This is a genomic window from Hippea jasoniae, assembly GCF_000744435.1.
In the GTDB taxonomy this organism is placed as follows: domain Bacteria; phylum Campylobacterota_A; class Desulfurellia; order Desulfurellales; family Hippeaceae; genus Hippea; species Hippea jasoniae.
This window is the reverse complement of the sequence record NZ_JQLX01000012.1, coordinates 29,928-54,670: the sequence shown is the minus strand read 5'-3', so window position 1 is coordinate 54,670 and position 24,743 is coordinate 29,928. Positions and strand designations below refer to the sequence as shown.

The following is a 24,743-nucleotide window of genomic DNA, read 5'->3' as shown; positions in this document are numbered from 1 at the left end:
TTCTGCTCCTTTCTTAGAGATGTTTTAATACAGCTGAGGTAAATTCTTCGGCAATAAATTTCGTGCAAAAGTCGTCAACGCCAACCTCTTTAGCCTTTTGAATATTGGCATTGCCAGAAAGTGATGTATTCATAATCACAGGAATTTTTCTAAAACGATCATCCTCTTTAACCAACTTTGTAAATCTATAACCATCCATATTGGGCATCTCAACATCCGTAATAATTATGTCAACAGCTTCTTCTATCTTACCGTTTGTATCCTCATACAATTTATTCAAAAGATCCCATGCCTCTTGACCATCTTTTACCTCTATAATCTTCTCAGCAATAGGCTCAACGGCTGTTTTAATAATCTTCCTTGCCGTTGATGAATCATCTGCAATAAGTATTTTTGCTTTTTTCTTCTTTTCTTTTGCTCCACTTATTGCCGTATCCCTTATGCGCTTAATATCTTCCTCAGAGAATACACCAAGCTCCTCACAGATGCTTTCAAAATCAAGAATAATCATAACATGCTCTTCATCAAGATTAATCGTCCCCACAATTTTATTACCGTATTGATGTACAAGTACTTCACTTGGTGGCTTAACAAATCTCCACGAGATTCTTCTTATTCGCTTTGCATCATGTACAATAAATCCTACAGTAATATTGTTGAATATCGTAATGATTACCTTTTTTGTTTTAATATCCGGTGGCTCGTTGATACCCAGCCATTTTGCAAGGCTAACAATAGGTATAACCTCACCCCTTAAATTATAAACACCCTCGATAAGTGAATCCTTTGAAGGAATCTTGATGAGGTTTGGATATTTAATAATCTCTTTTACCTTTGCTATATTGATACCATAGATACCCTCATAGATTTCACCGTTTTCCCTCAATTCATACATCCTGAAGTCAACAAGCTCCATCTGATTGGTGCCAACCTGCAGTATATCGATTTTATCCTCTCTTTTTTCATCCATTATCTACAACCTCCAATTGTTTTGATGTTTTAGAGGTTAAACTTCCACCCTCCTTTAGAAGCTCCTCAATATTCAGCAATGTTATAATTTTTTTTGGCATCTTGCCAACACCTTTTACATATTTTTCAATATTGGGCGGTATGTTGGGTGGAGTCGGCTCAATAGCCTTTTTCTCAACATAATAAACCTTTTCTATCTTATCAACCACAAACCCCACATTGTATTCCTCATGTGAAATGATAATAATTCTTGTGTCGACATTAATGGGTTTTGCCGCAAAACCAAACTTTAACCTCAAATCAACAACCGGTATGATTTTTCCTCTTAAATTTATCACACCTACTACAAATGGTTTTGTGTTGGGAACATAAGTATAATCAACCGGTTTAATAATCTCCTCTACATCAAGAATATCAATCCCATATAGCTCGCTGTGCAATATAAAACCCACAACCTGTTCATACTCTTCTTTAACTATAATGGTTCCTGTTTTTTTACCACCTTTAACGAGTTCTTCTTCCAATTCTTCATTTAACGCAAGGCTTTTATCAAAAAGATCAACATCTTTTGCAACCATTATCTACCCCCCTGTCAGGCTACAAGTATATTTTTCTTTGAAATTGCCACTAACATCTCATCCAACTCCTCATCAGTCAAAGGTGTAAATATCAGTTTTGTAATTTTGGATTCCTTAATCTTCTCCTTATCAAATGTTCCATCGGTGGAGAGTGCAACAATCGGAACTGTTTTATATGCAGGCATCGTTCTTAAAGTTTTTGCAAGGTTATATCCATCATTTATATATATTCCAATATCAACTATAATTAAATCTGCTATATGTTCGCATGCTTTATCCAGAGCCTCTTTGTCGGTGCTTGCAAAAACAACATCATATCCTTTATCTGTGAGATATTTTTTAAGCTGTTTTCTGATTTCATCATCCAACAAAGCGACAAGCGCTACCGGTTTCTCCTTTTGATAGTAATCTATTAAATGATCTTCTAAATTTGTATTGATCAGCGAAGCCTCGTTTATAACATTTGCTACATCCAAAATTAAGGTTACAGAACCATCACCCATTATTGTAGCGCCACTGATACCCTTTATATTGGTCAAATAGTTACCAAGAGATTTAATAACAATCTCTTCTCTTCCTATAAGCTCATCCACAACAAGACCTATGCGTTTTTCTGCAACCGCAACAACTACAACGTATATCTCTTTTCCGTCCAGCGTTCTTTTATTTCTACCTATACCCAAAGTATCACCTAGATATACAAGTGGAATAATATTATCTCTGAGTCTCAATACATCTTTATTTTCAACCTTATTAACATCCTCTTTTGTGATTCTAACGGTCTCAACAACACTAACAAGCGGTATGGCAAAATACTCTTTTGTAACCTTAACCAGTAAAGCTTGAATAATAGCCAGCGTCAACGGAATCTTTAAAATAATGGTTGTACCTTTACCGATTTCTGATTTAACCTCAATAATACCGTTTAGTTTTTCTACATTTGTTTTCACCACATCCATACCAACGCCTCTACCTGAGATGTTGGTAACCTGAGCAGCTGTTGAAAAACCTGGCTTAAAGATTAATGCATAAGCCTCTTCCTTGCTCATCTGGCGAGCTTCAGTCTCTGTTATTAAGCCTTTCTCAAGTGCCTTTTTCTTGAGTTTTTCAGGATCCATTCCCCTTCCATCATCACTTGTTTCTATAACAATGTAGTTTCCTTCATGATAAGCAGATAAAATAACCTTACCCTTGGCTGGTTTTCCAAGCTTTTTTCTCTCCTCTGGTGGCTCTATGCCATGGTCTATTGCATTTCTAACAATATGAACAAGCGGATCGTTAATCTCTTCAACAACGCTTTTGTCAAGCTCCGTCTCTGCACCTTTTATAACTAACTCAACCTCTTTATTAAGCTCTCTTGATATATCTCTTACCACACGTGGGAATTTGTTGAAAACCTTGCCTATCTGAACCATTCTTGTTTTCATAACGCCCATCTGCAGATCGGTTGTTACAAGTGTAATCTGACTTGCAACTTCACCTAATTCCTCCACAATTTCATCGCCGCCAAACTTCTCCTCAGCCTTCGAAGCCACGCTAACAAGCCTGTTTTTTCCTAAAACAAGCTCACCCACAAGGTTCATTAAATCATCAAGCCTTTGCACATCCACCCTGATGGTTTGTTCAATAACCGGTTTTGCTTTTTTGGTTGCCACCTGCTTTGTCTGTGTTTGAGGCTTTTGAGTCTCCTGTTGGGGAGGTTCTTCTTTGGGTTCTTCCCCTTTGGGTTTCTCTTTATTTTGCTGCTGTTTTTGCATTCTGCGTTTCTTATCTTCCTCCATTCTCCACTGCAGCAATCTTTCTATCTCTACATCTATATCATCTTTTGATTTTTTGGATTCCTCTTTAGGCTGTTCTTCAGCCTCTTCCGCCTCTTCCTCTTTTATCTCTTCCTCCTGAGCTTTAATAAGTTCTTCCTCAGTTAATTCATCGGTTTCTTCCTGTTGTTGCTTTGATTCGGCTTCACCCGAGTAATCATCTGATAAAAATTTTTGTAGCTGAGCGATATTATCTTCGATATCGATAGCCTCTGGATCTGAGCCATCTTTAATGGCCTCAATAATCATCTTTGCCTTATCAACACCAGCTAATATTGCATCCATCATTTCACTGTTGAGTTTGATTTCAAACTTCCTTAGTCTGTTTAAAACATCCTCAAGCCTGTGGGTAAGATGAGTGAGCTTTTCAAATCCCAAAAAACTTGCAGAGCCCTTGATAGTATGAAAAGCCCTGAAGATCTTGTTTAAAAGCTCCTCATCTTCGCTTTCATTTTCAAGTCTAACCAAATCCTCATCCAACTCCTCTAAAAGCTCATCAGCTTCAACCAAAAAATCCTGGATTATCTCCTGCATATCATCCATATTCTCACTCATCGCCTATCCTCCCTATTTCTGTTTTTTTCAAAGAAATCTATAAGTTTATTAACAGCTTTTGACAATTTTGATAACTCCTCACTATCAGAATCAGGTAGTCTTTTTGAATAATCACCGTTTAGTAAAGCTTCAATAGCTTCGTATGTTCTGTTTATAGGGTCAACCACCTTTTTTGCAATCAGATATGTCGAGACAATGGTAAATAAAATTATCAAAGAACTGATAAGACCAAATAAAGCCAATGTATACATAGTGCGGTCGTCTATATCTTTACTTAAAGCTTTGATCGGTTTGTAGAATATCTCTGTTGGCAGTGTTAAACCCAATCCCCAACCAAGCTCTTTTATATATGTGTAGCCTACAAACTTATCAACACCCCTGAATACATACCTTGCAATGCCGGTCTTTCCTTTCAATATTTCATTTTTAACAATGTATGCAAGCTCCTTACCGTTTTTGGGGTCGGTTAAGTCAACATGATCTATGAGTGTTATTAAAGGATGCTCCTTCGTTGGTGGATCGAAAATTAAAACACCTCTTTTGTTAATCACCCACAAATACTTCTGAGAATACGGCTCAAGCTGAGCAGTCTTAATTAGCGAATAAACCGAATAGGGGTTGTAATCAAAGGCAACATACAGCGGCCTTCTTTTGCTATCTCTACCGCAATACACAAATGTATATGAAACACTATTGTCTTTGTTTAGATGGAAATCAAAATAGCTGACTTTAGAAATGGTATTACTCTTACCTAATCCTTTCACATACCTACCCAACACCTCGGTAGGTTCGAATTTTGGAAAACTATCAATTAATCTTGAATTTGAATCAAAAACAGCTACCAATCTTAAGTCTAAAATATTATTCATCTTATTATAAACATCTTCCAACACATTACTATCGTTTTTGTTTATTGCAGACTCTATAATTTCACCAAATAAAAAAGAGATGCTTTTCTTTGCGTCCATATTTTCCTTTAAAATGCGGGCATAGGATGTTACTTCCTTTTCTAAGTTTTCATCTGCATTTTCCTTGAATGTTTTTTCGACTTTGGTAACGCTGTATTTTTTCAGAGCCATAATTGTCAAAACAGAACTAATGGTATAAACAATCATTGTAATCAAAACTATGATTGTTGTATACACAAGAACCTTGGTAGAAAGCTTCTTTATCATAAAGGTTTTATCCTCATCTCATCCCTTTTTTCTGTAGGGATAGATATAGTAACCGTTGTGCCTTCTCCTTCGGTTGAATTCAATGTAATACTACCTTTATAACCTTCTATAAGAAATTTGGCAAGAGAAAGACCTATACCCATATTGCTTGGCTTTGTTGAATAAAACGGTATCATGGCAAAGGCTATCTCTTCCTCCTTCAATCCTCTGCCGTTGTCTTTGATTATTATAAATCCATTTCTCTTCTCCTCATAAACATCCACAACGATTCTACCTTGTGGGTTATTTTCTATAGCATCGATAGCGTTTTTTATGATCTCATCAATAATAAACTCAAGATGCATCCTGCTAATATAGACCCACACCTCATTTGCAATATTCACTTCAATTTCAACATTGTTGTATTTCTTAATCACATCTTTAACAACACTACCAAGCTCTACCCTTTCAAGCTGAACAGGTAGTGAGTTGCTTACAACCTCAAGGTTAGCTATTATACTAATAATCCTATAAAGGCTCTTTTCAACTATTTCTATATATTTAATTAAATCTTTATTATCACCAGAAACAAGTTTTGCTTTAATGCGAGAAAGCATACCACCTGCCGACATAATAGGATTTCTTATTGAATGGGCAATACCTTCAGACATATACTTTAAAATCTTAACATAACTTGAGTCGCTAATTGAGGATGTCCTATTTTCCACGATGCTTAAATCAAACACTTCAAAAACAAAATCTCCATCAAACTCAAATGCGTTAAGCCAGCAAAAGATTAAATCTCCCTCGACATTTATAAACCTCATGAAGTTGGAATACTTCTCCTTTTTTTTCAAAATCTTTATAAGATTTGAGAAAAACACAACCCTGTCATCCAACTTTAAAATATCTCTCACATCAGATCCAATTGTTAAACCAAATCTTTTGCTGGCTGAGTTATTTAACTGCAGCACAACGCCTTTTTCGTTAAATATAATAACACTCTCATCCAGCCTGTTTAGCAACTCCCACACGCTCTCACCACGCATTAATTAATTTTCTAATTTTACTAAAAATAAATTTAATCGTCAAAAACTCTTTTAAAAATAACATCTATATTTCTTGTATAATATTTAGGATCAAAGCAGTTATCGATTTCATCTTTGCTCATAAAAGAATTAATATAGGGATCATTTAAAACAAGCTGTTTAAAATCTTTGTTATTTTCCCAGGAATCCATTGCATTCTTTTGAACCGCCTCATAAGCAAGGATTTTATTTGCGCCTCTTTTAACAAGATTTAGCATAAGTCTTTGAGAATAGATAACTCCGCGTGTCAGGTTTAAATTTTTCAACATATTTTCCTTATAAACCGTTAGATTTTTTATCACATTGTTTAATCTATAAAGCATAAAATCTAAGGCAATATTGGCATCTGGCAGGATTATTCTTTCGTTAGAGGAATGGCTTATATCCCTTTCATGCCACAAAGCTACATTCTCAAGTGCTGCAATGGAATTTGCCCTAACAAGTCTTGCAAGTCCGCATAAGTTTTCACTTAGAACTGGATTTCTTTTGTGTGGCATTGAAGATGAGCCTTTCTGCCCTTTATGGAAAAACTCCTCTGCTTCTCTAACCTCTGTTCTCTGGTAATGCCTGATCTGGGTAGCTATCTTTTCGATTGATGAAGCAATAATGGCAAGCGTTGTCATATAATGGGCGTACCTATCGCGCTGAATAATCTGGCTTGAAACCAAAGCAGGCTTCAAACCCAAAATCTTACATGCATACTCCTCAACCTCAACAGGCACATTTGCAAAGGTTCCCATAGAGCCTGAGATCTTGCCAACACTTATAATCTCTTTTGCTTCCTGCATTCTTTTTAGGTTACGCTTCATCTCATCATACCACAGGGCAAGCACAAAACCAAAGGTGATCGGCTCGCCGTGGATGCCATGTGAGCGTCCTATCATTAAAGTGTCTTTGAATTCAAATGCCCTTTCTTTGAGTGTTTTAAGAAGCTCTTTTAAATCATCAATTATAATATCAGCAGATTCTTTTAAAGCCAGAGCCATTGCCGTATCAATAGTATCAGATGATGTTATACCAAAATGTAAGTAATCACCCTCCTCTTTCAGTGATTCTTTAACAGCCTCAAGAAAAGCAACAACATCGTGGCGCGTAATCTTTTCTATTTCATTAATTCTTTCTATATCAAAACGGGCGTTTTTCTCTATTTTATCCGCTGTACCTTTGGGAATTTCACCAATAGCCTCCCATCCTCTTACAACGGCTATTTCAACCTTCAGCCACCTATCAAACTTTGCCTTCTCACTCCAGATACTTCCCATTTTTTCTCTTGTATACCTTTCAATCATACCACCACCTCTAAAATATAATCTGACGGATTACAGCTATCCATCGTATAAAAATCAATCTTTTTATCCAAATCGTAATACCTCTTAAACATCTCCAAAACCGAAGGTGTTGCCTTAAGTTTAAAACGGCTCTTCGTAGAATAACGGATTTTGTTGTAAATTTCAGAACAAATTAGGGGAACGCTCTTTATTAAACCACCGTTATAACAGTCGCTGCACTTTTCAAACATCTCATCAAATATATCTGTGTAATCCTTTTTTATCGACATCTCCATCAAACTTAGAGATGTTAATTTACCTACATAGGTTTTTCTTTTGTTTGCCTTTGCAAGTTTCTGCATCAACTGTTGCAGTTTTTCTCTGTGCTCTGTGTTTGTCATATCGATAAAATCCACAACCACAAGACCCCCGATATCCCTTAAGTTTATCTGTCGAAAGATCTCATAAGCAGCCTGCATATTGATATCAAAAATAGCATCCTCTGAATTTTCCGTATAGTGATAGCTTCCAGCGTTAACATCTATCGCAAAAAACGCCTCTGTTTTTTCTATTATTAAATATCCCCCATTTTTCAGTCTGACTGTATTATCAGAAAGTTTCTCTATTTCATTCTTTACACCAAAAAACTCAAACATATCTATCCTTTGTTCAAAAAACGAGAGTTTTTCATAGCACTTACTACCCATACTTCTTAAATAAGCCCTTGAGCTTTCATACATGCTATAATCATCAAATAGTACGGTTTGAGTTTCATCGCTACAGTGCTCTCTAATCATCTTAACAGGTATAGCTGGTTCACTATGCAAAAGGGATGGTGCATTAGTGTTTTTAAACTTCTCCTTTATTTTCCTGCATACACTCTTTAAGTAATCTGCCTCCACCTTAAGCTCATCAACTGTAGCATACCTGGATGCCGTTCTTGCTATAAAACCCATGCCATCCTCAACAAAACCCTTTAATATAGACCTTAACTCTTTGGCTTTCTCTTTATCCTCTATATGCTTTGAAACCGCCACGTCAGCTTGAGAGCATAACAATACAAGATTATTGCCAGCCAATGAAATATTCAGTGTAACTTTTGGTCCTTTGGTTGAAACAATAGGTTTGCAAACCTGAACCATGATCTCACTATTTTCTCTTATTCCCAACTCTTGAAGCGTTTTTGAACCCAGACAGTGCTTGTCTATACATAAAAATGCATTCTTATCCAGTCCAATATCTACAAATGCAGCACCCAACTGATTGGCAATATTTGCCACCCTACCCTTATATACATTCCCTACTATATCGGAGTTTGAATCAATCCTCTTTTTCATTAGAAAAAACTCAAGACCCTTTTTGGAAACCTTTGCAACTCTAACAACAAATGGATCTGATGAGATCAACAGTTTACTCATAACTTCTCCCTGAATTTAATAGCCTGCAGAAGCCCAACGGCCAAAAATGCAGTAATGGTTGCTGAGCCACCGTAGCTAAAAAATATTAGCGGAATACCAACAACGGGTAATAACCCCATAGTCATACCCATATTAAATATTACACTGATCCAGATAAACGATAAAACCCCTATGGCTGTTAACTGATCAAAATCACTTTTGGCAGATTTTGCAATGATAAATGCTCTATAAACGATAAAACCATACAACACAATAAGCATAAGATCACCTAAAAGCCCCCACTCCCGGCTAAAAACAGCAAAAATAAAATCTGTGTGGTTCTCTGGTAAAAAACTCAACTGTGTTTGAGATATACTCTTGATACCACAGCCAAACAAGCCACCGCTGCCAATAGCAATCTCTGATTGAATCGTGTTATAACCGTATGTAGTTGGTGCAGAATAAGGGTCTATAAACCCCATAATTCTATCCTTTTGATACGGTTTAAGATTTGACCACATAAAAGGCAAAAGCACCAAGAAAAGCAAAACACCTCTGATAATTAAACTTTTCTTTACACCTGCTATAAGAACAATTGATAAAGCGATAAACAACACTACAATGGCTGTGCCCAGATCGGGCTGTTTTAGAATAAAAATTATTGGAAAAAAAACTATAAACAAAGGATAAATAAGGTCTTTAAAGCCGTAGGGTTCGGCTTTGGGATTCTCATCAAAATAAGCTGCAAGCATTAAAATTACGGCAAGTTTTATAAACTCTGAAGGTTGTATATGAACAAAACCAAAACTGATCCACCGCCTTGCACCGTGGGATAAAACGCCGTTTACAAATACCAAAATAAGCAAAGAAATGCTAAACAGATAAAACAGATATCCGTTTCTCTTTATAAACCTCACATCAAGGTTTGATACAAATAAATACCCAACAACACCTATAACCACCCACACAGTCTGTCTAATGGCAAACAGTTCACCCTTTGAGGTTGTAGCAATGGTTAATATTCCAAAAAAGCTAATCAAAACAACATCGGCAAAAAGCATATAATCAAAGTTTTTTAGTTTTTTCTATCTAAAATCTCTATCATCTTTTTTTAGTTTCTCACCCAAAATCGTAAATGATATAACAGTCAAAAAGATCACAACACCCGGAAAAAAACTCATCCACCAGGCAACCTGTAAAACATCCTTGCCCTCTGATAGAATACTACCCCAGCTTGCCGTGGGCGGCTGAACACCCAATCCCAAAAAACTCAAACCCGATTCAGTTAATATGGCAGAGCCAATTCCCAATGTCGCATATACAATCACAGGAGAAATAGCATTTGGTATAATATGTTTAAACAGGATATAAACATTGCTTTTTCCCAAAACCTTTGATGCCTGTACAAACCCATATTCCCTTACTTTTAAACTTTCTGCTCTAACAATACGCGCTATGCCCATCCAGCCTGTAAAACCTATAACTATCATAACATTGAAGATACCAGGCCCAAGCACTACTACAACGGCAAGAATAAGAAAAAAAACAGGAAAGGTAAGCATTATATCAACAAAACGCATCATAATAGCATCCACCCAGCCACCAAAATAACCACTAACAGCACCATAAATCACACCAATGATTGTTGATATACCAACTGCAAGCAAAGACACCTCCATCGATATCCTACCCGCAAATACCATTCTTGAAAACACATCCCTGCCAACTCTGTCAGTGCCAAAAATATGATGAAAAGAAGGTGGCTGTAACACTGCATTGGGGTCTATGGCGTAAGGATTGTAAGGGGCAATATAGGGAGCAAAAACAGCCGCAACCACAACCACAATTATAAAAATAACGCTTAAATAAAATAACAAATCCCTTTTCACGCCTAAAAGTTATCAAAAAGACCTATTAAATTCAATCTATTACAAAAGTGTTTATTCTCTACTTATTTTGTCTTTTGTTCAATATAAAAAACTAACTAAACATTTAGTCAATAAAATTATACTTAAATCCACATTAAAACATGAATTTTATGCAATTTATTTACATTTTACGATTTTTTTTGAAAAATTCACTTGACATCTGAGTTCTTTTTATTAAACTTTGCCGTCGAGTGTGGGGGTGGAAACCTACCTTTTAAGGCCTCTGGGCCATGCCGCTTCTTCTGCACCTCTTATTGGCCTCCTTTAAAGCCGCTCATAATTGTCCCGCATCAATGGAGGGCCCACACTCCTTTTTTCTTTAAAAAACAAAATTCTCATGATATATTTTTAAAAACAGTGATGGAGGGGAAACTATGGGTGAACCAATAAGTTTAAGCAGATTTATCTTAGAGGAACAAAGAAAATATAAAAATGCTGTTGGTGATTTCTCTCTGATACTGGAGCAGATAGCATTTGCAGCAAAAATCATATCCAGAGAGGTAAACAAAGCCGGACTTGTAAACATTTTAGGTAGTATTGATTCAACAAACAAATCCGGTGATAAGCAGCAAAAATTGGATGTGTATTCCAATGAGCAGATGATTAAAGCTTTGGATCCAACGGGTAAAGTATGCGCCATGGCATCTGAGGAGATAGAGGATATGCTTCCTGTAAGTGATAAAAGTCTTGAAGGTAAATATGCAGTGGTGTTTGATCCGCTTGATGGTTCAAGCAATATAGATGTAAATGTTAGTATCGGAACTATTTTTGGTATCTACAAAAGAGTTGAGGATAGTGATTGTAAGAAATCGCTACTTCAGGCAGGTAAAAATCTTGTCTGTGCGGGTTATGTAATATACGGTTCAAGCACAATGTTTGTTTATACAACAGGACAGGGTGTAAACGGCTTTACGCTGGATCCAAGCGTTGGGGAATTTTTGCTTTCTCACCCAAATATTAAAATACCCCAATACGGTAAAATCTACAGCATAAATGAATCCAACTATTTCAGGTGGGCTAAAGGAATTCAGGAGTATGTAAATTTCATTAAGCAACATCCAGACAGACAATACACACTTAGATGGATAGGCTCACTCGTTGCTGATTTTCACAGGAATCTACTAAAAGGTGGTGTATTTCTCTACCCAGAAGACTCAAAAAACAAAAACGGCAAACTCAGATTGATCTATGAGGCAAATCCAATGGCATTTATCATAGAAAACGCAGGCGGTATGGCTGTTGATGGCAAACAAAGGATCCTTGATATTCAACCCGAAGAACTTCATCAGCGCGTTCCTTTGATTATAGGCTCAAAGTATGAAGTTGAACTCTATATGGAGTACAGAGAAAAATACGGATAGCTAAATGGATGTTGTAATTGTTGGCGCCGGGGGAGTGGGGTTTCACATAGCAAAAAAACTCAGCGAAGAAAAGAAAGATGTAGCTATTATAGAAAAGGATTTAGAAAAAGCTCAATTTGCCAGCGAACATCTGGACTGTCTTGTTATAAACGGAGAGGCAACAGATATTGATGTTTTAAAACAGGCAGGCATTGATCAGGCATCAATGTTTATAGCTGTAACAAATTCAGATGAGGTAAACATGATAAGCTGCTTTATTGCAGCAGATAGATTTAATGTTGAAAAGAAAATCGTTAGATTAAGAAAAATCCAGTATATGCAAAAAGAACTGTTCACCTTTAAAAAATTAGGCATAGATTTCGTGATTAACCCAGAGGTTGAGGCAACCAAGGCCATAGTAAATTCGCTCAACATCGGTGCATCTGCCGATGTCATCCTGTTTGGTACGGATATCCAGATAAGGGGCATCTATATAGATACAGATTCACCTTTTAAAAACAGATCGATAATGGAGATAAAAAATAGCATCGATGATAATTTTATCGTATCGGGTATTTCAAAAAGCAACGGCGATTTTGTTATACCAGATGGCTATACAACTGTCGATGAAGGTGATTACATCTATATAACGGCCAAAGAAAAGACGCTTGATAATATTATAGAAAAAAGCGGCAAATCAAAAATAAGAATCAGGGATATTGCAATATTTGGTGGAGGGGATATAGCATTAATGACAGCCAAGGCTTTAATAGGTAAAAAACGCAATGTAAAAGTCATAGAAAAGGATTATGAAAGGTGCAAGTATATTTCCAGTGTTTTAAAGAAAGCCACAGTAATAAACGGCAACGCAGATGATGCTGAGCTGTTTGAAGAGGAAAACATAGCAGATTTTGATGTGGTAATTACAGCAACCGATAATGAGGAGATGAATCTTCTATCCGGTGTATATGCAAAAAATATTGGTGCAAAACGCTCGATTGCAATAATTGATAAGTCAAATTATATAATGATGGCTTCAAAGCTCAACATAGATGTTGTTATAAGTCCCAAAATGACAACGGTTAACAGTATTTTAAAATTTATCAGAAAAGGCAATATTGTTAGCGTTTACTCGATCTTTAGCGGCGAGGCTGAAGCAATAGAATTTATAGTCTCTAATCGTTCACCACTTAAAAACAAAAAAATTAAAAATATAAATCTACCCAAAGGTAGCCTCATTGTTGCTGTAAACAGAGATAAAGAAACATATATACCTGATGGCAATTTTGAGCTAAAACAAAACGATAGAGTGGTTTTGTTTATAAAAAAACAGCATATAGAAGAGATAGAGAAATTCACCCAAGATGAGATTTAAACTAATCCTGCGTTTCGAATCACTTCTGCTTGTAATAATATCAACATTTATGTTTTCATCGGTTTTATTTGATCTGTATTACAAAGAGCATGTTGCAGGCTATTTCCTTGAAATTATAGCCTTAGGATATATTTTAGGTGGCAGTGGAATTATTTTAAGCGGTAAAAATACCACTGACTACCTATCAAAAAAAGAGGGTTTTTTACTGGTTAGTCTAAGCTGGGTTGTAATTTCGCTGTTTGGCAGTCTGCCTTATATTCTTATTGCCCACTTTAGCCTTACAGATGCCTTTTTTGAGACGATGTCGGGTTTTACGACAACAGGCGCATCGATCATATCAGATATCGAATCATTACCCAAAGCTTTACTTTTCTGGCGCTCCTTAACCCACTGGCTTGGCGGAATGGGCATAGTTGTATTGACTGTTGCAATTTTACCGATGTTAGGTGTGGGAGGGCTAAACCTTATAAAAGCAGAGGCACCGGGTCCCAGTGTGGAAAAACTATCTCCACGCATCACCCAGACAGCAAAATACCTCTGGATTGCCTACATTGTTCTAAGTGCTTTAGAAACGATACTTTTGCTTTTTGGTGGCATGAATCTATTTGATGCCTTAACCCACACATTCGGCACAATGGCAACAGGAGGTTTTTCACCAAAAAACACAAGTGTGGCATGGTTTAATTCTGCATATATCGATTGGGTCATAACAGTATTTATGTTTATTGCAGGTGCTAATTTTGCAATCCATGTAAAACTTCTAAAAGGCAAATTTTCAGCTCTAAACGATGAGGAGTTTAAAGCCTATACGGTCATTATTCTTATTGCTGTTTTTATTGTAACACTTTCCAATCTTAACATCTACCACAACTTTATTAATTCCTTAAGATACAGCGCCTTCCAGGTAGTTTCTATCATTACAACAACAGGTTTTGTTACAGCAGATTACGACAAATGGAGTTCAATCGCCAAAATGACCCTGTTTTTACTGATGTTTGTAGGCGGATGCGCAGGCTCAACCGGCGGCAGCATAAAGGTAATAAGAATCTATACACTGCTTAAGCAGGCGATAAATGAGTTAAAATACAATCTACACCCCAAGGGCGTATTCACACTGCTAATAAACAACCAACCTATAAGGAAAAATATTGTCTACTCCATATCGGGATTCTTCTTTTTATATATCGCAACCTTTTTTGTAATCTCGCTGATAATCTCTTTTTTCAACATAGATATGATAACATCTCTATCTGCAACAGCTGCAACATTAGGCAATATAGGCCCGGGATTTGCTCTTGTGGGTCCAACACACAACTACGCATGGATGCCTTATTCAGCTAAATGGATTCTCAGCTTCTCCATGCTTATAGGCAGGCTTGAGATCTACACGGTTTTTGTAATCTTCACACCATCATTTTTCAAAAAGTAAAACTATTCATCCTCAGGCTTATCCTTCATAAGCGGAAACAGAATCACATCCCTTATGGAGCTATTGGATGTTAAAAGCATAACAAGCCTATCTATACCTATACCCTCGCCTGCTGTTGGCGGCAGTCCATATTCTAAAGCCCTTATGTAATCAGCATCATACATCGATGCCTCCTCATCCCCTCTGTTGCGCTCCTCAAGCTGTTTTAAAAATCTCTCCTTCTGATCAAACGGATCGTTGAGCTCACTGAAGGCGTTTGCAACCTCCATACCTGCAATGTATAGCTCAAACCTATCTGTAATGTTTGGATTCTCTTTGTTTCTTTTTGCAAGAGGACTTATTGCAACAGGATATCCAACAACAAATGTTGGGTTGATCAAATTAGGCTCAACTAACACATCAAAGATTTCAGCCAATATCTTTTCATGCGGCATATTCTCATCAACCTTTTTTTCAAGCTCTTTTGCAAGCTTTAATGCTTTATTTTTATCGTTTAAAACATCATCACTAACGCCACCAATCTCTTTGAGTCCTTCAAAAAAGTTCAGTCTCCTCCACGGCCTTGAAAAATCTATCTCAAAATCTTCAAACTGTATCTTTTGTTCCATAGAAAGCCTATTCAAAACATGTTCAAACAGTTCCTCTGTAAAATCCATCAAAAATCTAAAATCCTTATATGCAATATAAAATTCCATCATCGTAAATTCCGGGTTATGCTTTAAATCCATACCCTCGTTTCTAAAATTTCTGTTTATCTCATAAACCCGCTCAAGCCCTCCCACTACAAGCCTTTTAAGGTAAAGCTCAGGGGCAATACGCAGGTATAGATCCATATCAAGTGCATTGAGATGGGTCTTAAACGGTTTTGCAGCAGCGCCTGTAACAAGTTTATGCAGCATAGGTGTTTCCACCTCAATAAACCTGTGGCTTTCCATAAACTCCCTTATAGCAGAGATAATTTTTGCACGCTTAAAAACCGTCTGGCGCGTTTCATCGTTTACTATCAAGTCAAGATACCTCTGTCTGTATCTAAGTTCCTTATCCTTCAGGCCATGCCATTTTTCAGGCAGAGGCCTTAAAGATTTTACAAGAAAAACAATCTTTTGAGCCTTAACTGTAAGCTCTCCTGTTTTTGTTTTAAACAAAACACCCTCAACACCTATGATATCGCCGATATCCAACTTCTTATAAAGTTTAAACTCATCCTCAGACAAACTTTTCTTCTCTGCATAAACCTGAATATAGCCTGTGAAGTCCTTCAACTTCAAAAAACCAGCTTTTCCAAAGCTTCTGTAAGCCACAACCCTTCCTGCTATCTTAACCGTTTTGCCTAACTGCTCAAGCTCATCTCTATCTTTATCATCGTAGGATTTATGCAAATCCTCTGCAAAAGAGTCAGGTTCAAAGGAATTATAATAAGGGTCAATCCCGTTTTTCTTTAATTCTTCTAATTTTTCTATTCTTCTTTGAATAAGCTTGTTTTCGCTTTCAGCCATCCTCTCTCTCCTTATTTGTAATTTTTAATGCCTCAGCAATAAAATCATCTATCTGCCCATCCAAAACAGCCAAAGTTGCCATATCCTTCTTCTCAAGGTTTGTTCTATGATCCTTCACCATTTTATACGGATGCAACACATATGATCTGATTTGCGAGCCCCATTCTATCTTTTTTTTATCACCCTCAAGCTTCTCCATCTCTTTCTTTTTTTCCTGCTGCTTCAACTCAAATAGCCTTGATTTTAAGATCTTTAAGGCAAACGCCTTGTTTTTATGCTGGCTGCGCTCATTCTGGCATGTAACAACAATGCCTGTAGGCAGATGTGTGATTCTTATAGCAGAATCGGTTTTATTAACATGCTGACCGCCTGCACCACTTGCTCTGAATGTATCTATCTTAAGCTCTGATGGATCTATATCTATCTCATCATCCTCATCGTTTATTTCAGGCAGGACAGAAACGGATGCAAAACTCGTATGCCTTCTTTTGTTTGCGTCAAAGGGTGAGATTCTTACAAGTCTATGAACCCCATGCTCAGTTTTTAAATAACCGTAAGCCATCTCACCACTTACAAGAAATGTTATGCTTTTATACCCTGCCTCATCACCGGGTTGAATATCCATAATTTCAATTTTATAACCATTCTTATCGCACCACATAGAATACATCCTAAACAGCATACCAACCCAATCACAGGCCTCTGTTCCACCTGCACCGGAGTGTATCGTAACAATGGCGTTGGAGTCATCATGCTTTCCACTTAAAAATGTATCTATTTCAGCTTTTTCTATCTTTTTCTTAAGCTGCGATAGATTATCCAAAAACTCATCCTTTATTGAAGCATCCTCCTCCAATATATCCGCAAGCTCAAAAAGCAAATTTACCTCTTCATCAAGCTCATCAACTCTGTTTAACTGTTGCTTTATTATATTTTCTTCTCTTTTTAAGGATTGTAGAAGTTTATAATTCTCCCAGTTTGCACTATCTTCAAGCTGTTTTTTTATCTCTTCTAAGCGCTTTTGCTTTCCCTGCGGGTCAAAGATACTCCTTTATTTTATTGATTTTCTCTTTTAGCTGAATCAACTGCTCTTTCAATGCATCCTCCTTTATAAGCCAAACATCTTTTTTATTATTTTTTTGGCCTTTTTGATATCGGATTTTTCTAATGTAGAGATCTTTTTTTTAATATCCCTTCTGTTAAGCGTTGCAATTTTTGATAACCTTACATAACTCTTTCTTAATAAGCCCTTTTTCTGCCAGTTTGTTATATCAAGGTCTGTATCCACATCCCTTTTTTGACTTGTTATCTTACTTACAATTATGTCTTCATCGCCCGTATCTACAAGCACCATTGCAGGTCTCATGACTGCATTTTCCATACTTGTAAAAGGAAAACCTATTATAACAATATCACCGAATGAATACCTCTCCATTTAACTTTTCGCTATCCTCATCATCGTAAAAGAATCTATTATAAACAATCACATCCCAGCATTTTCCTTTATCCTCTATAGTCACCTCTAAATCGCTTGAGGAATTTTTCAGTTTATACACAAACGCCTCTTTTTCACTGTTATCCCCACATACATACATCTTTATCTTGCACTCAAACTCTCTCATAACTATTCCTTATATCCGATATGGATAAATGATACGCCAAAGGTCAAAGGTTTATAAACAACCCTTTTAAAACCTACCTGCTCCATCATTTTTTTAAGAAACTCTACATCGGGAAATCGCCTGATCGAATCAGGCAGATATCTGTAAGCATCGCCATTGCCAGAGATCATTCTACCCAAAAAGGGCATCAAAGTAAAGGAGTAAAAGTTGTATAAAGCTCCAAAAATACGATTGGTTGGATTGTTAAACTCAAGAATTACCACAACCCCTGAGCGTTTCAAAACCCTTTTAAACTCAAATAGAGCAGATACCTTATCCACAACATTTCTAAAGCCAAATGCGATAACAATACCATCAAAGGTTTCATCTTTAAAAGGCAGCCTCTCTGCAGGTGATAGAATATAGTCTATTTTTTTGTTTATCGATTTCTTTATGGCAACCTTGATCATCTCAAAACTCAAATCAACCCCGATAATCTCGCTATCTTTATACTGCCTTCTTAAAAGCAAAGCCACATCACCGCTACCGCAGGCAACATCAAGAAACCTTTTACCCTGAAGGTATGAAATGGCCTCTTTTCTCCACTTCTTATCGATATTAAAGCTCAAAAGGTGATTTAGAAGGTCGTATGTGGGGGCAATATCGGAAAACATCTGAGCAATCTGCTTATTCTTTTCAGACAACCACACAGAACAACTTTTAACAAATAAATTTAAAAAACTCAAGTTTATCAGTTGTTTTAAGTTTGAGTATTTAGTAAAATTTATCAGAATTTAACAGAAGGAGGCTGCAATGCAAAACTCAATTCCCGTGCTTTTATACCACCATATAAACTACGATGACGATGTGTTATCCATACCACCAGAGTTATTTGAAGAAAATCTAAAATTTTTAAAAGCTGAAGGTTATGTTTCTATAACAAAAGAACAGCTTAAGGATTATTTGCTGGAAGGCAAAAAGGATTGGGATAAAGCTGTTGTTATCACTTTTGATGATGGGTATTTAGACACATGGGTTTATGCTTACCCGCTTCTGAAAAAGTATGGATTCAACGCAATCTTATTTCTGGTCACATGGACAGTGGAGGAGGATGAATTTACAGGCCTCAACCTTGATGATTACTTCAGCGGAAAGATAACCAAAGAACAACTCCCCAACTGCTCATCAACATACTCATACGAATTTGGCTATAAAACAAAGACTACAAGAAGGCTTTGCTGGGAAGAGGTCAGAGAGATGAACAGAAGCGGCGTAATAGATGTTCAGCCGCATTCAAAAACCCATAGAAAGGTTTATGCTTCTGATAAAATTATAGATTTTAACAGACCCAAGGATAGGCTTTCTGCCTGGACAATGGTTAGAGGTGATGAACGATTTGGTACACCTGATTTTGAAAGGAAACCCGAATTGGCTGCAAAAGAATTTACAGCCTATGAAGATTTAAGAAATATGCTTGCAGATTATGTTCAATCGAACGGCTATGCTGAGTTTTTTAAAAAAGAAAACTGGAAAGATGAACTATTCAGGCTTGTTGATGAGTATAAAAAAAGCAGGGGAGTAGAAAAAATAGGTGAATTTGAGACAGATGAAGCATTCAAAAACCGTATCAGAAATGAATTAGAGGTTGCAAAAGGTGAGGTAGGATACGAAACGAAAAAAAGATGTACAGCATTCTCATGGCCCTGGGGCGCCTATACAAAAACATCACTTGAAATTGCAAAGCAAGTGGGATTTGAGTTGCTTTTTACTACAAAACCCGGTTCCAACTCACCAGGAGATTCGCCTTTTGAGATAAAAAGATTCGGTGTATGGAAAAAGGATCTGGATTGGTTTAAATCACGAATAAGGCTATATTCAAATAAAATGATCTCAAAGGCCTATGGAGCAGTTTACAGGAAAATATAGAATTTTACATATCGATACAGAAAACCGCATCGGCGGTGGGCAGAAACAGATAAAATTGCTTATTGAAAACCTGCCCGATATTTTTGAAAACATAATAGCCATAAAAGATGGAGTTGCTTGCAAACTGTTTGATAGATTTAGACTATTTTGCCTGCCGTTTAAAAGTGGTCTGGATCCAAAAAGCCTTTTAATGCTGAAAAATATTATAAAAAAACACAAAATAAATATCATACACGCTCATTCAGGTAAAGCTGCAAACTACGCATTCCTGCTAAAACCCTTTGTTAACGCTACAGTTGCAACAAGAAGAGTAAGTTTTCCTGTTAAAGGTGTATTGAGTAAATTAAAATACGCATCTCTTGATAAGGTTGTTGTTGTTTCTCAGGGTATAAAACTACCCTTTCTCAAAAATGTTGAATGGATAGAATCAGCTGTAGATCCACTATTTAAACAGTGCCCTTCAAAAGAGGAAGCATTGACCAAATTAAACCTAAATCAAAATTATGAATGCATCTGCAATGTAGGAAAAATAGACAGAATGAAGGGTCAGATTTATTTAATTAAAGCCCTAAAGCTTTTAAAAGACGAAGGATACAACTTCAAGCTTCTAATAGCTGGCAATGGAGATGTCGAAGGTTTAAAAAGAATTGCCACAGAACTCAACCTAAAAAACGATGTAATTTTCCTGGGCTTTCTCAACGATACCCGCTATGTTTATAAAGCAAGCAAAGTTTGCATAATAAGCTCCATAGAAGGTGAAGGCTCATCAGGTGCAATAAAAGAAGCTCTTGCATGCAAAATTCCCGTTGTAGCAACAAAAATCGGGGGAGCAGAGTATCTTGTTAAGCAAAACGGTATTTTGGTTAAACCTAAGGATCCTGAAGCTTTAAAAGAAGGGATCAAAAAAGCCATAAACATGAAAGTTAACAACCAGAATATATGGTGGGCAGACAAGATGGCTGAAAAATATACAAAACTATACTTAAAATTGCTGGAGGTATAGCTATGAAATTTCCTATCACAAGACCAAGAAGACTCAGAAAAACCCAGGCAATTAGAGACCTTGTTAGAGAAACTGCAATAAACATCGACCAGCTTATATATCCGATTTTTGTTTGTGAAGGCGAAGATGTAAAAAACCCTATTCCATCAATGCCAGAAATATACCAACTCTCGATAGACAATGCGATAAAAGAAGCAAAAGAAGCCTATGAGCTTGGCATAAAATCCGTTATTCTTTTTGGTATTCCCAATAAAAAAGACGATGTAGGCAGTCAGGCTTACGATGAAAACGGCATTATTGCTAATGCAATAGATAGCATAAAATCTGCTATACCCGACTTAATTGTTGTTGCAGATGCATGTTTATGCGAATACACAAGCCACGGCCACTGCGGTATAGTAGATAAAAACGGACAGATCTTAAACGACCCTACCCTTGAGTTATTGAAAAAGGAAGCCTATGTTTATGCAAAAATGGGTGCAGATATTATAGCGCCAAGCGGCATGATGGATGGCATGGTCAAAGCAATCAGGGAATCGTTGGATGAAAATAATTTTAGTGATGTGGCGATAATGTCATATTCAGCAAAATACTCATCAAGTTTTTATGGGCCTTTCAGGGATGCTGCCCAATCTGCACCAGCCTTTGGTGATCGCAAAACCTATCAGATGGATTTTAGAAAAGCAAAGGAAGCTATAAAAGAGGTTTTGCTGGATATAGAAGAGGGTGCAGATATTGTAATGGTTAAGCCAGCATTGGCATACCTTGATGTTATAAAAACAATAAAAGATGAGTTTCCCTACATTCCCCTTGCTGCATACAATGTAAGCGGCGAATATTCCATGGTTAAAGCTGCAGCCAATCTTGGCTGGATTGATGAAAAGGCCGCAATGCTTGAAATTATAACAGCCATTAAACGGGCAGGTGCTGATATTATAATAACCTATTTTGCCAAAGAGATGGCAAAAATTCTTGGAGGTTGATATGAAAAGAATACTCGCATGCGATGATAGCTCATTTATTCAAAAGATGGTCAAAAGAGAACTTGAAAGCTCCTTTGAGGTCGAAATCTTTTCAGATGGATTTGAGGCATACGAGCATCTAAAAAACGATCCCAACTTTGATTTTGCTATCATCGATGGTGAAATGCCCAACCTAAACGGCTGGGAGTTGATAAAAAAGATTAAAACGGAATTAAATCTTGTAGATCTACCTGTTGTTATGCTCACAGCAAGCGACGATGACTATTTCAAAAACAAAGCTTACGATATAGGTGCCTTCGATTATCTAAAAAAGCCGTTCAAACAGGGTGAATTATACGAGTATGTTCAGATGTTCTTTAAAACAGAAGGGTTTTCTCATGGTGTTGTACTTGTTGTTGAGGATTCAAAGCTACAGAACAAAACAATATGTCATCAGCTGAAAGAAAAAGGGATACTACCAATCAGTGCCTATTCAGGCGAGGAGGCAGTAAAAATACTCCTGGAAGGCAAACAGATCGATGCTATTTTGCTTGATATAAACCTGCCTGGTGCAAGTGGATTTGATGTGGCAAAGGGATTGAAAAACGATGAGAGGTTTAAATCGATACCTATTATTGGGCTCACAGCAGCAGTGGGAAAAGAAGCAATCGAAACAATGAAAAAAGCCTTTGAAAGCGGTGTGGATGACTTTTTAACAAAACCATACAATATGGTGGAGTTTTATGCGCGTCTCAATGTGAATATTGAAAGAGGAAAACTCACAAGAAGGCTTAAAGAGGAATCAGAAAGGGATTACCTAACAAAACTATACAACAGACGATATGCATTTACTTTTCTTCAGCAATTGATAAATCTATCAAAAAGAAACAATCAACCACTATCGTTTGTTATTTTAGACATAGATAAGTTTAAAAAAATAAACGACACATACGGTCACAATGTTGGAGATGAAGCCCTAAAGCATATTGCCAACTTAATTCAATCAACAATAAGAAAATCGGATATTGCTGGCAGATGGGGAGGAGAGGAGTTTTGCATAATACTACCAGAAACCCAGCTAAATGAGGCATGCATGGTTGCAGAAAAGGTAAGAAAAGCAATAACAACAACACCACTTGAGATTGGCGCCACAACAATTACAATAAACATTTCAGCTGGCGTATCCACACTGAAAGAAAACGAGGATGCAAACTCACTGATAAAAAGGGCTGATGATGCGCTGTATGAGGCAAAAGAAAAAGGGAGAAACAGAAGCTTCAAGTTCGATGAAGCTGCCTCTCCCTGTAAGTAGTTAAGCTTCAAAGAAGGATAAAATAGCCTTATTAATGTTTTCTATAACATCGGAAGGCATAAGGCTTTCATAGCTTATTGAAGACTCGGTTGCTATATCTGCAGCCAAACCGTGCAGGTAAACTCCGTTTATTGCTGCCTGCAGTGGTTCATAACCTTCTGCCAAAAACGCCCCTATCATACCGCTTAAAACATCGCCGCTGCCGCCTGTTGCTAAACCTACATTGCCTGTTGTGTTTATATAAATTTTGCCATCAGGGGATGCAATCAGAGTATCAGCCATCTTTAAAACAACAATACAGTTATAGTTAGTTGCAAATTCCTTTATCAATTCAAGCCTCTTTTCTAAAACCTCTTTTGTTTTTACCCCACACAACCGTGAAAACTCCTTTGGATGCGGTGTAATAATCGTTGGTGCTTTTCTATTTTTTAGCTCATCAACAAAGAAAGAAAGGCAGTTTAGGCCATCAGCATCGATGATCATCGGTTTTTCAATACCCATAACGGCTTTAACAACCTTTTTTGTCGATTCTGTTACACCAAGTCCCATACCCAGACAGACTGCCGACTTGTCGGCAACAAATTCAAGGATGCTATCGATAGAGTTTTCGCTAAAGAATCCACCATTATCATCAACAGGATAACTCATTGCCTCAAGCAGATGAGACTCAAATGCCGTATTGATCGATGCTGGAATCACAGCACTAACAAGACCCACACCGCTTTTTAAAGCAGCTTTAGAGGCCATTATCACAGCTCCTGATTTTCCAGTTGATCCTCCAACAACTGCAAGGTGGCCAAAATCCCCTTTATGTGAAGTGGGGTTTCTATAGGTTAACTTTATCTGGCTTGAATCTATCGCTACAAAAGATGGATCAAACTCCTCAATCACACTCACAGGTGTTGAAATATCAACAACCCTGACATCTTTAGCATAAATCCTGCCTGGATATAAAAAATGCCCTGGCTTTGCTAAAGCAAAGGTAGGTGTTAGATCAGCTTCAACCGCAATACCCATCACCTCGCCGCTGTCAGCCTTTATACCTGATGGTATATCAACACTAACAACAAACGCATCACTGTCATTGATAAGCTCGATCGCCTTTTTAAATCTACCCTCAACCTTTCTTGATAAACCTGTTCCAAAAATCCCATCGATAATCAAATCAGCCTCGTTTATCACCTCAATATCAAAATCATCATCGTTTTCTACAAATTTATAGGGAATACCCATGTTTTTGATTATCTCAAAGTTGGTTTTTGGAGATGGGTTGAGTTTTTCTTCAGGCACAAGCATATAAATAAACACATCGCAGTAGTTGTTGTAAAGATGGCGTGCAATGGCTAAAGCATCACCTCCATTATTGCCAGCACCAACAAAACATACAGCCAGACTACCACTTACATCACCGTATGCATCAAGAATCTGATAAAACGATTTAATTGAGGCATTTTCCATCAACACAATGTCAGGGATTCCATGCTCTATAGCCTTTTTATCCATCTCTCTCATCTGCTCAGCAAGTGATAACTTCATCTTTAACCT

General features: G+C 37.0%; 22 protein-coding genes. 7 read left to right on the top strand and 15 right to left on the bottom strand.

From position 1 onward, the window contains the following. Positions 1-13 precede the first annotated feature (13 nt). Genes EK17_RS03870 through EK17_RS03830 form a run of 9 tightly spaced genes read right to left on the bottom strand, consistent with a single transcriptional unit; the run spans position 14 to position 10,715 of the window. Positions 14-970, bottom strand: coding sequence for a chemotaxis protein (locus tag EK17_RS03870; RefSeq protein WP_035587616.1), 957 nt, complete (start codon positions 968-970; stop codon positions 14-16). Continuing rightward, on the bottom strand, positions 963-1,547 hold the full coding sequence (locus EK17_RS03865; protein ID WP_051904409.1) for a chemotaxis protein CheW: 585 nt from the start codon (positions 1,545-1,547) through the stop codon (positions 963-965). The genes EK17_RS03870 and EK17_RS03865 overlap by 8 nt, the downstream gene beginning before the upstream one ends. A 14-nt stretch (positions 1,548-1,561) precedes the next feature. After that, positions 1,562-3,919 carry a hybrid sensor histidine kinase/response regulator gene (locus EK17_RS03860; protein ID WP_084675076.1) on the bottom strand — a complete coding sequence of 786 codons (2,358 nt, stop codon included), beginning with the start codon at positions 3,917-3,919 and terminating at the stop codon, positions 1,562-1,564. Beyond that, entirely contained in the window at positions 3,916-5,094 is a 1,179-nt protein-coding gene (locus tag EK17_RS03855; protein ID WP_035587614.1) for a HAMP domain-containing protein, read from the bottom strand. The genes EK17_RS03860 and EK17_RS03855 overlap by 4 nt, the downstream gene beginning before the upstream one ends. Further along, the gene (locus EK17_RS03850) at positions 5,091-6,122 is read right to left on the bottom strand and encodes a sensor histidine kinase (RefSeq protein WP_084675075.1); all 1,032 of its coding nucleotides are present in this window, start codon (positions 6,120-6,122) and stop codon (positions 5,091-5,093) included. The genes EK17_RS03855 and EK17_RS03850 overlap by 4 nt, the downstream gene beginning before the upstream one ends. A 32-nt stretch (positions 6,123-6,154) precedes the next feature. Further along, positions 6,155-7,450, bottom strand: coding sequence for an adenylosuccinate lyase (gene purB, locus EK17_RS03845; RefSeq protein WP_035587611.1), 1,296 nt, complete (start codon positions 7,448-7,450; stop codon positions 6,155-6,157). Beyond that, on the bottom strand, positions 7,447-8,847 hold the full coding sequence (locus tag EK17_RS03840; RefSeq protein WP_035587609.1) for an Rne/Rng family ribonuclease: 1,401 nt from the start codon (positions 8,845-8,847) through the stop codon (positions 7,447-7,449). Before EK17_RS03840 ends, purB begins: the two co-directional genes overlap by 4 nt. After that, entirely contained in the window at positions 8,844-9,887 is a 1,044-nt protein-coding gene (gene rodA, locus EK17_RS03835; protein ID WP_051904408.1) for a rod shape-determining protein RodA, read from the bottom strand. Before rodA ends, EK17_RS03840 begins: the two co-directional genes overlap by 4 nt. A gap of 24 nt (positions 9,888-9,911) precedes the next feature. Continuing rightward, positions 9,912-10,715: an ABC transporter permease gene (locus EK17_RS03830; RefSeq protein ID WP_035587607.1), complete on the bottom strand. Its 804-nt coding sequence runs from the start codon at positions 10,713-10,715 to the stop codon at positions 9,912-9,914. 413 nt (positions 10,716-11,128) lie between these two features. Here EK17_RS03830 and fbp point away from each other — a divergent pair, with 413 nt between their 5' ends. From fbp to EK17_RS03815, 3 genes are read left to right on the top strand one after another with little or no spacing between them, the layout of a single operon-like run. Continuing rightward, positions 11,129-12,115: a class 1 fructose-bisphosphatase gene (gene fbp, locus EK17_RS03825; RefSeq protein WP_035587606.1), complete on the top strand. Its 987-nt coding sequence runs from the start codon at positions 11,129-11,131 to the stop codon at positions 12,113-12,115. A gap of 4 nt (positions 12,116-12,119) precedes the next feature. Then, positions 12,120-13,469: a Trk system potassium transporter TrkA gene (trkA, locus tag EK17_RS03820; protein WP_035587605.1), complete on the top strand. Its 1,350-nt coding sequence runs from the start codon at positions 12,120-12,122 to the stop codon at positions 13,467-13,469. Beyond that, complete coding sequence (locus EK17_RS03815; protein WP_051904407.1) at positions 13,459-14,898, top strand: TrkH family potassium uptake protein; 1,440 nt, start codon at positions 13,459-13,461, stop codon at positions 14,896-14,898. Before trkA ends, EK17_RS03815 begins: the two co-directional genes overlap by 11 nt. Positions 14,899-14,900: 2 nt before the next feature. Here the strand turns inward: EK17_RS03815 and lysS are convergent, their stop codons facing one another. The 5 genes from lysS to ubiE form a co-directional block, all read right to left on the bottom strand. Next, a complete protein-coding gene (gene lysS, locus EK17_RS03810) occupies positions 14,901-16,394 on the bottom strand; it encodes a lysine--tRNA ligase (protein ID WP_035587604.1) in 1,494 nt (497 codons plus the stop codon). After that, a protein-coding gene (gene prfB / locus EK17_RS03805; RefSeq protein ID WP_156957520.1) for a peptide chain release factor 2 occupies positions 16,387-17,506 on the bottom strand; the annotation gives its coding sequence in 2 pieces (ribosomal slippage) (positions 16,387-17,442 and positions 17,444-17,506; 1,119 coding nt in all). The genes lysS and prfB overlap by 8 nt, the downstream gene beginning before the upstream one ends. Further along, positions 17,503-17,775 (bottom strand): type II toxin-antitoxin system PemK/MazF family toxin, encoded by a 273-nt coding sequence (locus tag EK17_RS03800; protein WP_198018143.1) that lies wholly within the window; start codon positions 17,773-17,775, stop codon positions 17,503-17,505. The genes prfB and EK17_RS03800 overlap by 4 nt, the downstream gene beginning before the upstream one ends. Positions 17,776-17,806: 31 nt before the next feature. Next, the gene (locus EK17_RS03795) at positions 17,807-18,016 is read right to left on the bottom strand and encodes a hypothetical protein (protein ID WP_035587601.1); all 210 of its coding nucleotides are present in this window, start codon (positions 18,014-18,016) and stop codon (positions 17,807-17,809) included. Positions 18,017-18,018: 2 nt separating this feature from the next. Then, positions 18,019-18,699 carry a bifunctional demethylmenaquinone methyltransferase/2-methoxy-6-polyprenyl-1,4-benzoquinol methylase UbiE gene (ubiE, locus tag EK17_RS03790; RefSeq protein WP_035588042.1) on the bottom strand — a complete coding sequence of 227 codons (681 nt, stop codon included), beginning with the start codon at positions 18,697-18,699 and terminating at the stop codon, positions 18,019-18,021. A 109-nt stretch (positions 18,700-18,808) separates the two neighbouring features. Here ubiE and EK17_RS03785 point away from each other — a divergent pair, with 109 nt between their 5' ends. From EK17_RS03785 to EK17_RS03770, 4 genes are read left to right on the top strand one after another with little or no spacing between them, the layout of a single operon-like run. Beyond that, complete coding sequence (locus tag EK17_RS03785) at positions 18,809-19,921, top strand: polysaccharide deacetylase family protein (RefSeq protein WP_035587600.1); 1,113 nt, start codon at positions 18,809-18,811, stop codon at positions 19,919-19,921. Continuing rightward, on the top strand, positions 19,896-20,924 hold the full coding sequence (locus EK17_RS03780; protein ID WP_035587599.1) for a glycosyltransferase: 1,029 nt from the start codon (positions 19,896-19,898) through the stop codon (positions 20,922-20,924). The genes EK17_RS03785 and EK17_RS03780 overlap by 26 nt, the downstream gene beginning before the upstream one ends. Before the next feature lie 2 nt (positions 20,925-20,926). Then, positions 20,927-21,907, top strand: coding sequence for a porphobilinogen synthase (hemB, locus tag EK17_RS03775; RefSeq protein WP_035587597.1), 981 nt, complete (start codon positions 20,927-20,929; stop codon positions 21,905-21,907). Between the two features lies 1 nt (position 21,908). Then, positions 21,909-23,198 carry a diguanylate cyclase gene (locus EK17_RS03770; protein WP_035587596.1) on the top strand — a complete coding sequence of 430 codons (1,290 nt, stop codon included), beginning with the start codon at positions 21,909-21,911 and terminating at the stop codon, positions 23,196-23,198. Here EK17_RS03770 and EK17_RS03765 read toward each other — a convergent pair whose 3' ends face one another. Further along, positions 23,199-24,734, bottom strand: coding sequence for an NAD(P)H-hydrate dehydratase (locus tag EK17_RS03765; protein WP_035587595.1), 1,536 nt, complete (start codon positions 24,732-24,734; stop codon positions 23,199-23,201). Positions 24,735-24,743 lie beyond the last annotated feature (9 nt).

Bases quoted from the DNA above. Each gene is read 5' to 3' on its own strand.
- EK17_RS03870 (WP_035587616.1), bottom strand. From the start codon at position 970: ATGGATGAAAAAAGAGAGGATAAAATCGATATACTGCAGGTTGGCACC.
- EK17_RS03865 (WP_051904409.1), bottom strand. From the start codon at position 1,547: ATGGTTGCAAAAGATGTTGATCTTTTTGATAAAAGCCTTGCGTTAAAT.
- EK17_RS03860 (WP_084675076.1), bottom strand. From the start codon at position 3,919: ATGAGTGAGAATATGGATGATATGCAGGAGATAATCCAGGATTTTTTG.
- EK17_RS03855 (WP_035587614.1), bottom strand. From the start codon at position 5,094: ATGATAAAGAAGCTTTCTACCAAGGTTCTTGTGTATACAACAATCATA.
- EK17_RS03850 (WP_084675075.1), bottom strand. From the start codon at position 6,122: ATGCGTGGTGAGAGCGTGTGGGAGTTGCTAAACAGGCTGGATGAGAGT.
- purB (WP_035587611.1), bottom strand. From the start codon at position 7,450: ATGATTGAAAGGTATACAAGAGAAAAAATGGGAAGTATCTGGAGTGAG.
- EK17_RS03840 (WP_035587609.1), bottom strand. From the start codon at position 8,847: ATGAGTAAACTGTTGATCTCATCAGATCCATTTGTTGTTAGAGTTGCA.
- rodA (WP_051904408.1), bottom strand. From the start codon at position 9,887: ATGCTTTTTGCCGATGTTGTTTTGATTAGCTTTTTTGGAATATTAACC.
- fbp (WP_035587606.1), top strand. From the start codon at position 11,129: ATGGGTGAACCAATAAGTTTAAGCAGATTTATCTTAGAGGAACAAAGA.
- trkA (WP_035587605.1), top strand. From the start codon at position 12,120: ATGGATGTTGTAATTGTTGGCGCCGGGGGAGTGGGGTTTCACATAGCA.
- EK17_RS03815 (WP_051904407.1), top strand. From the start codon at position 13,459: ATGAGATTTAAACTAATCCTGCGTTTCGAATCACTTCTGCTTGTAATA.
- lysS (WP_035587604.1), bottom strand. From the start codon at position 16,394: ATGGCTGAAAGCGAAAACAAGCTTATTCAAAGAAGAATAGAAAAATTA.
- EK17_RS03800 (WP_198018143.1), bottom strand. From the start codon at position 17,775: ATGGAAAATGCAGTCATGAGACCTGCAATGGTGCTTGTAGATACGGGC.
- EK17_RS03795 (WP_035587601.1), bottom strand. From the start codon at position 18,016: ATGAGAGAGTTTGAGTGCAAGATAAAGATGTATGTATGTGGGGATAAC.
- EK17_RS03785 (WP_035587600.1), top strand. From the start codon at position 18,809: ATGCAAAACTCAATTCCCGTGCTTTTATACCACCATATAAACTACGAT.
- EK17_RS03780 (WP_035587599.1), top strand. From the start codon at position 19,896: ATGGAGCAGTTTACAGGAAAATATAGAATTTTACATATCGATACAGAA.
- hemB (WP_035587597.1), top strand. From the start codon at position 20,927: ATGAAATTTCCTATCACAAGACCAAGAAGACTCAGAAAAACCCAGGCA.
- EK17_RS03770 (WP_035587596.1), top strand. From the start codon at position 21,909: ATGAAAAGAATACTCGCATGCGATGATAGCTCATTTATTCAAAAGATG.
- EK17_RS03765 (WP_035587595.1), bottom strand. From the start codon at position 24,734: ATGAAGTTATCACTTGCTGAGCAGATGAGAGAGATGGATAAAAAGGCT.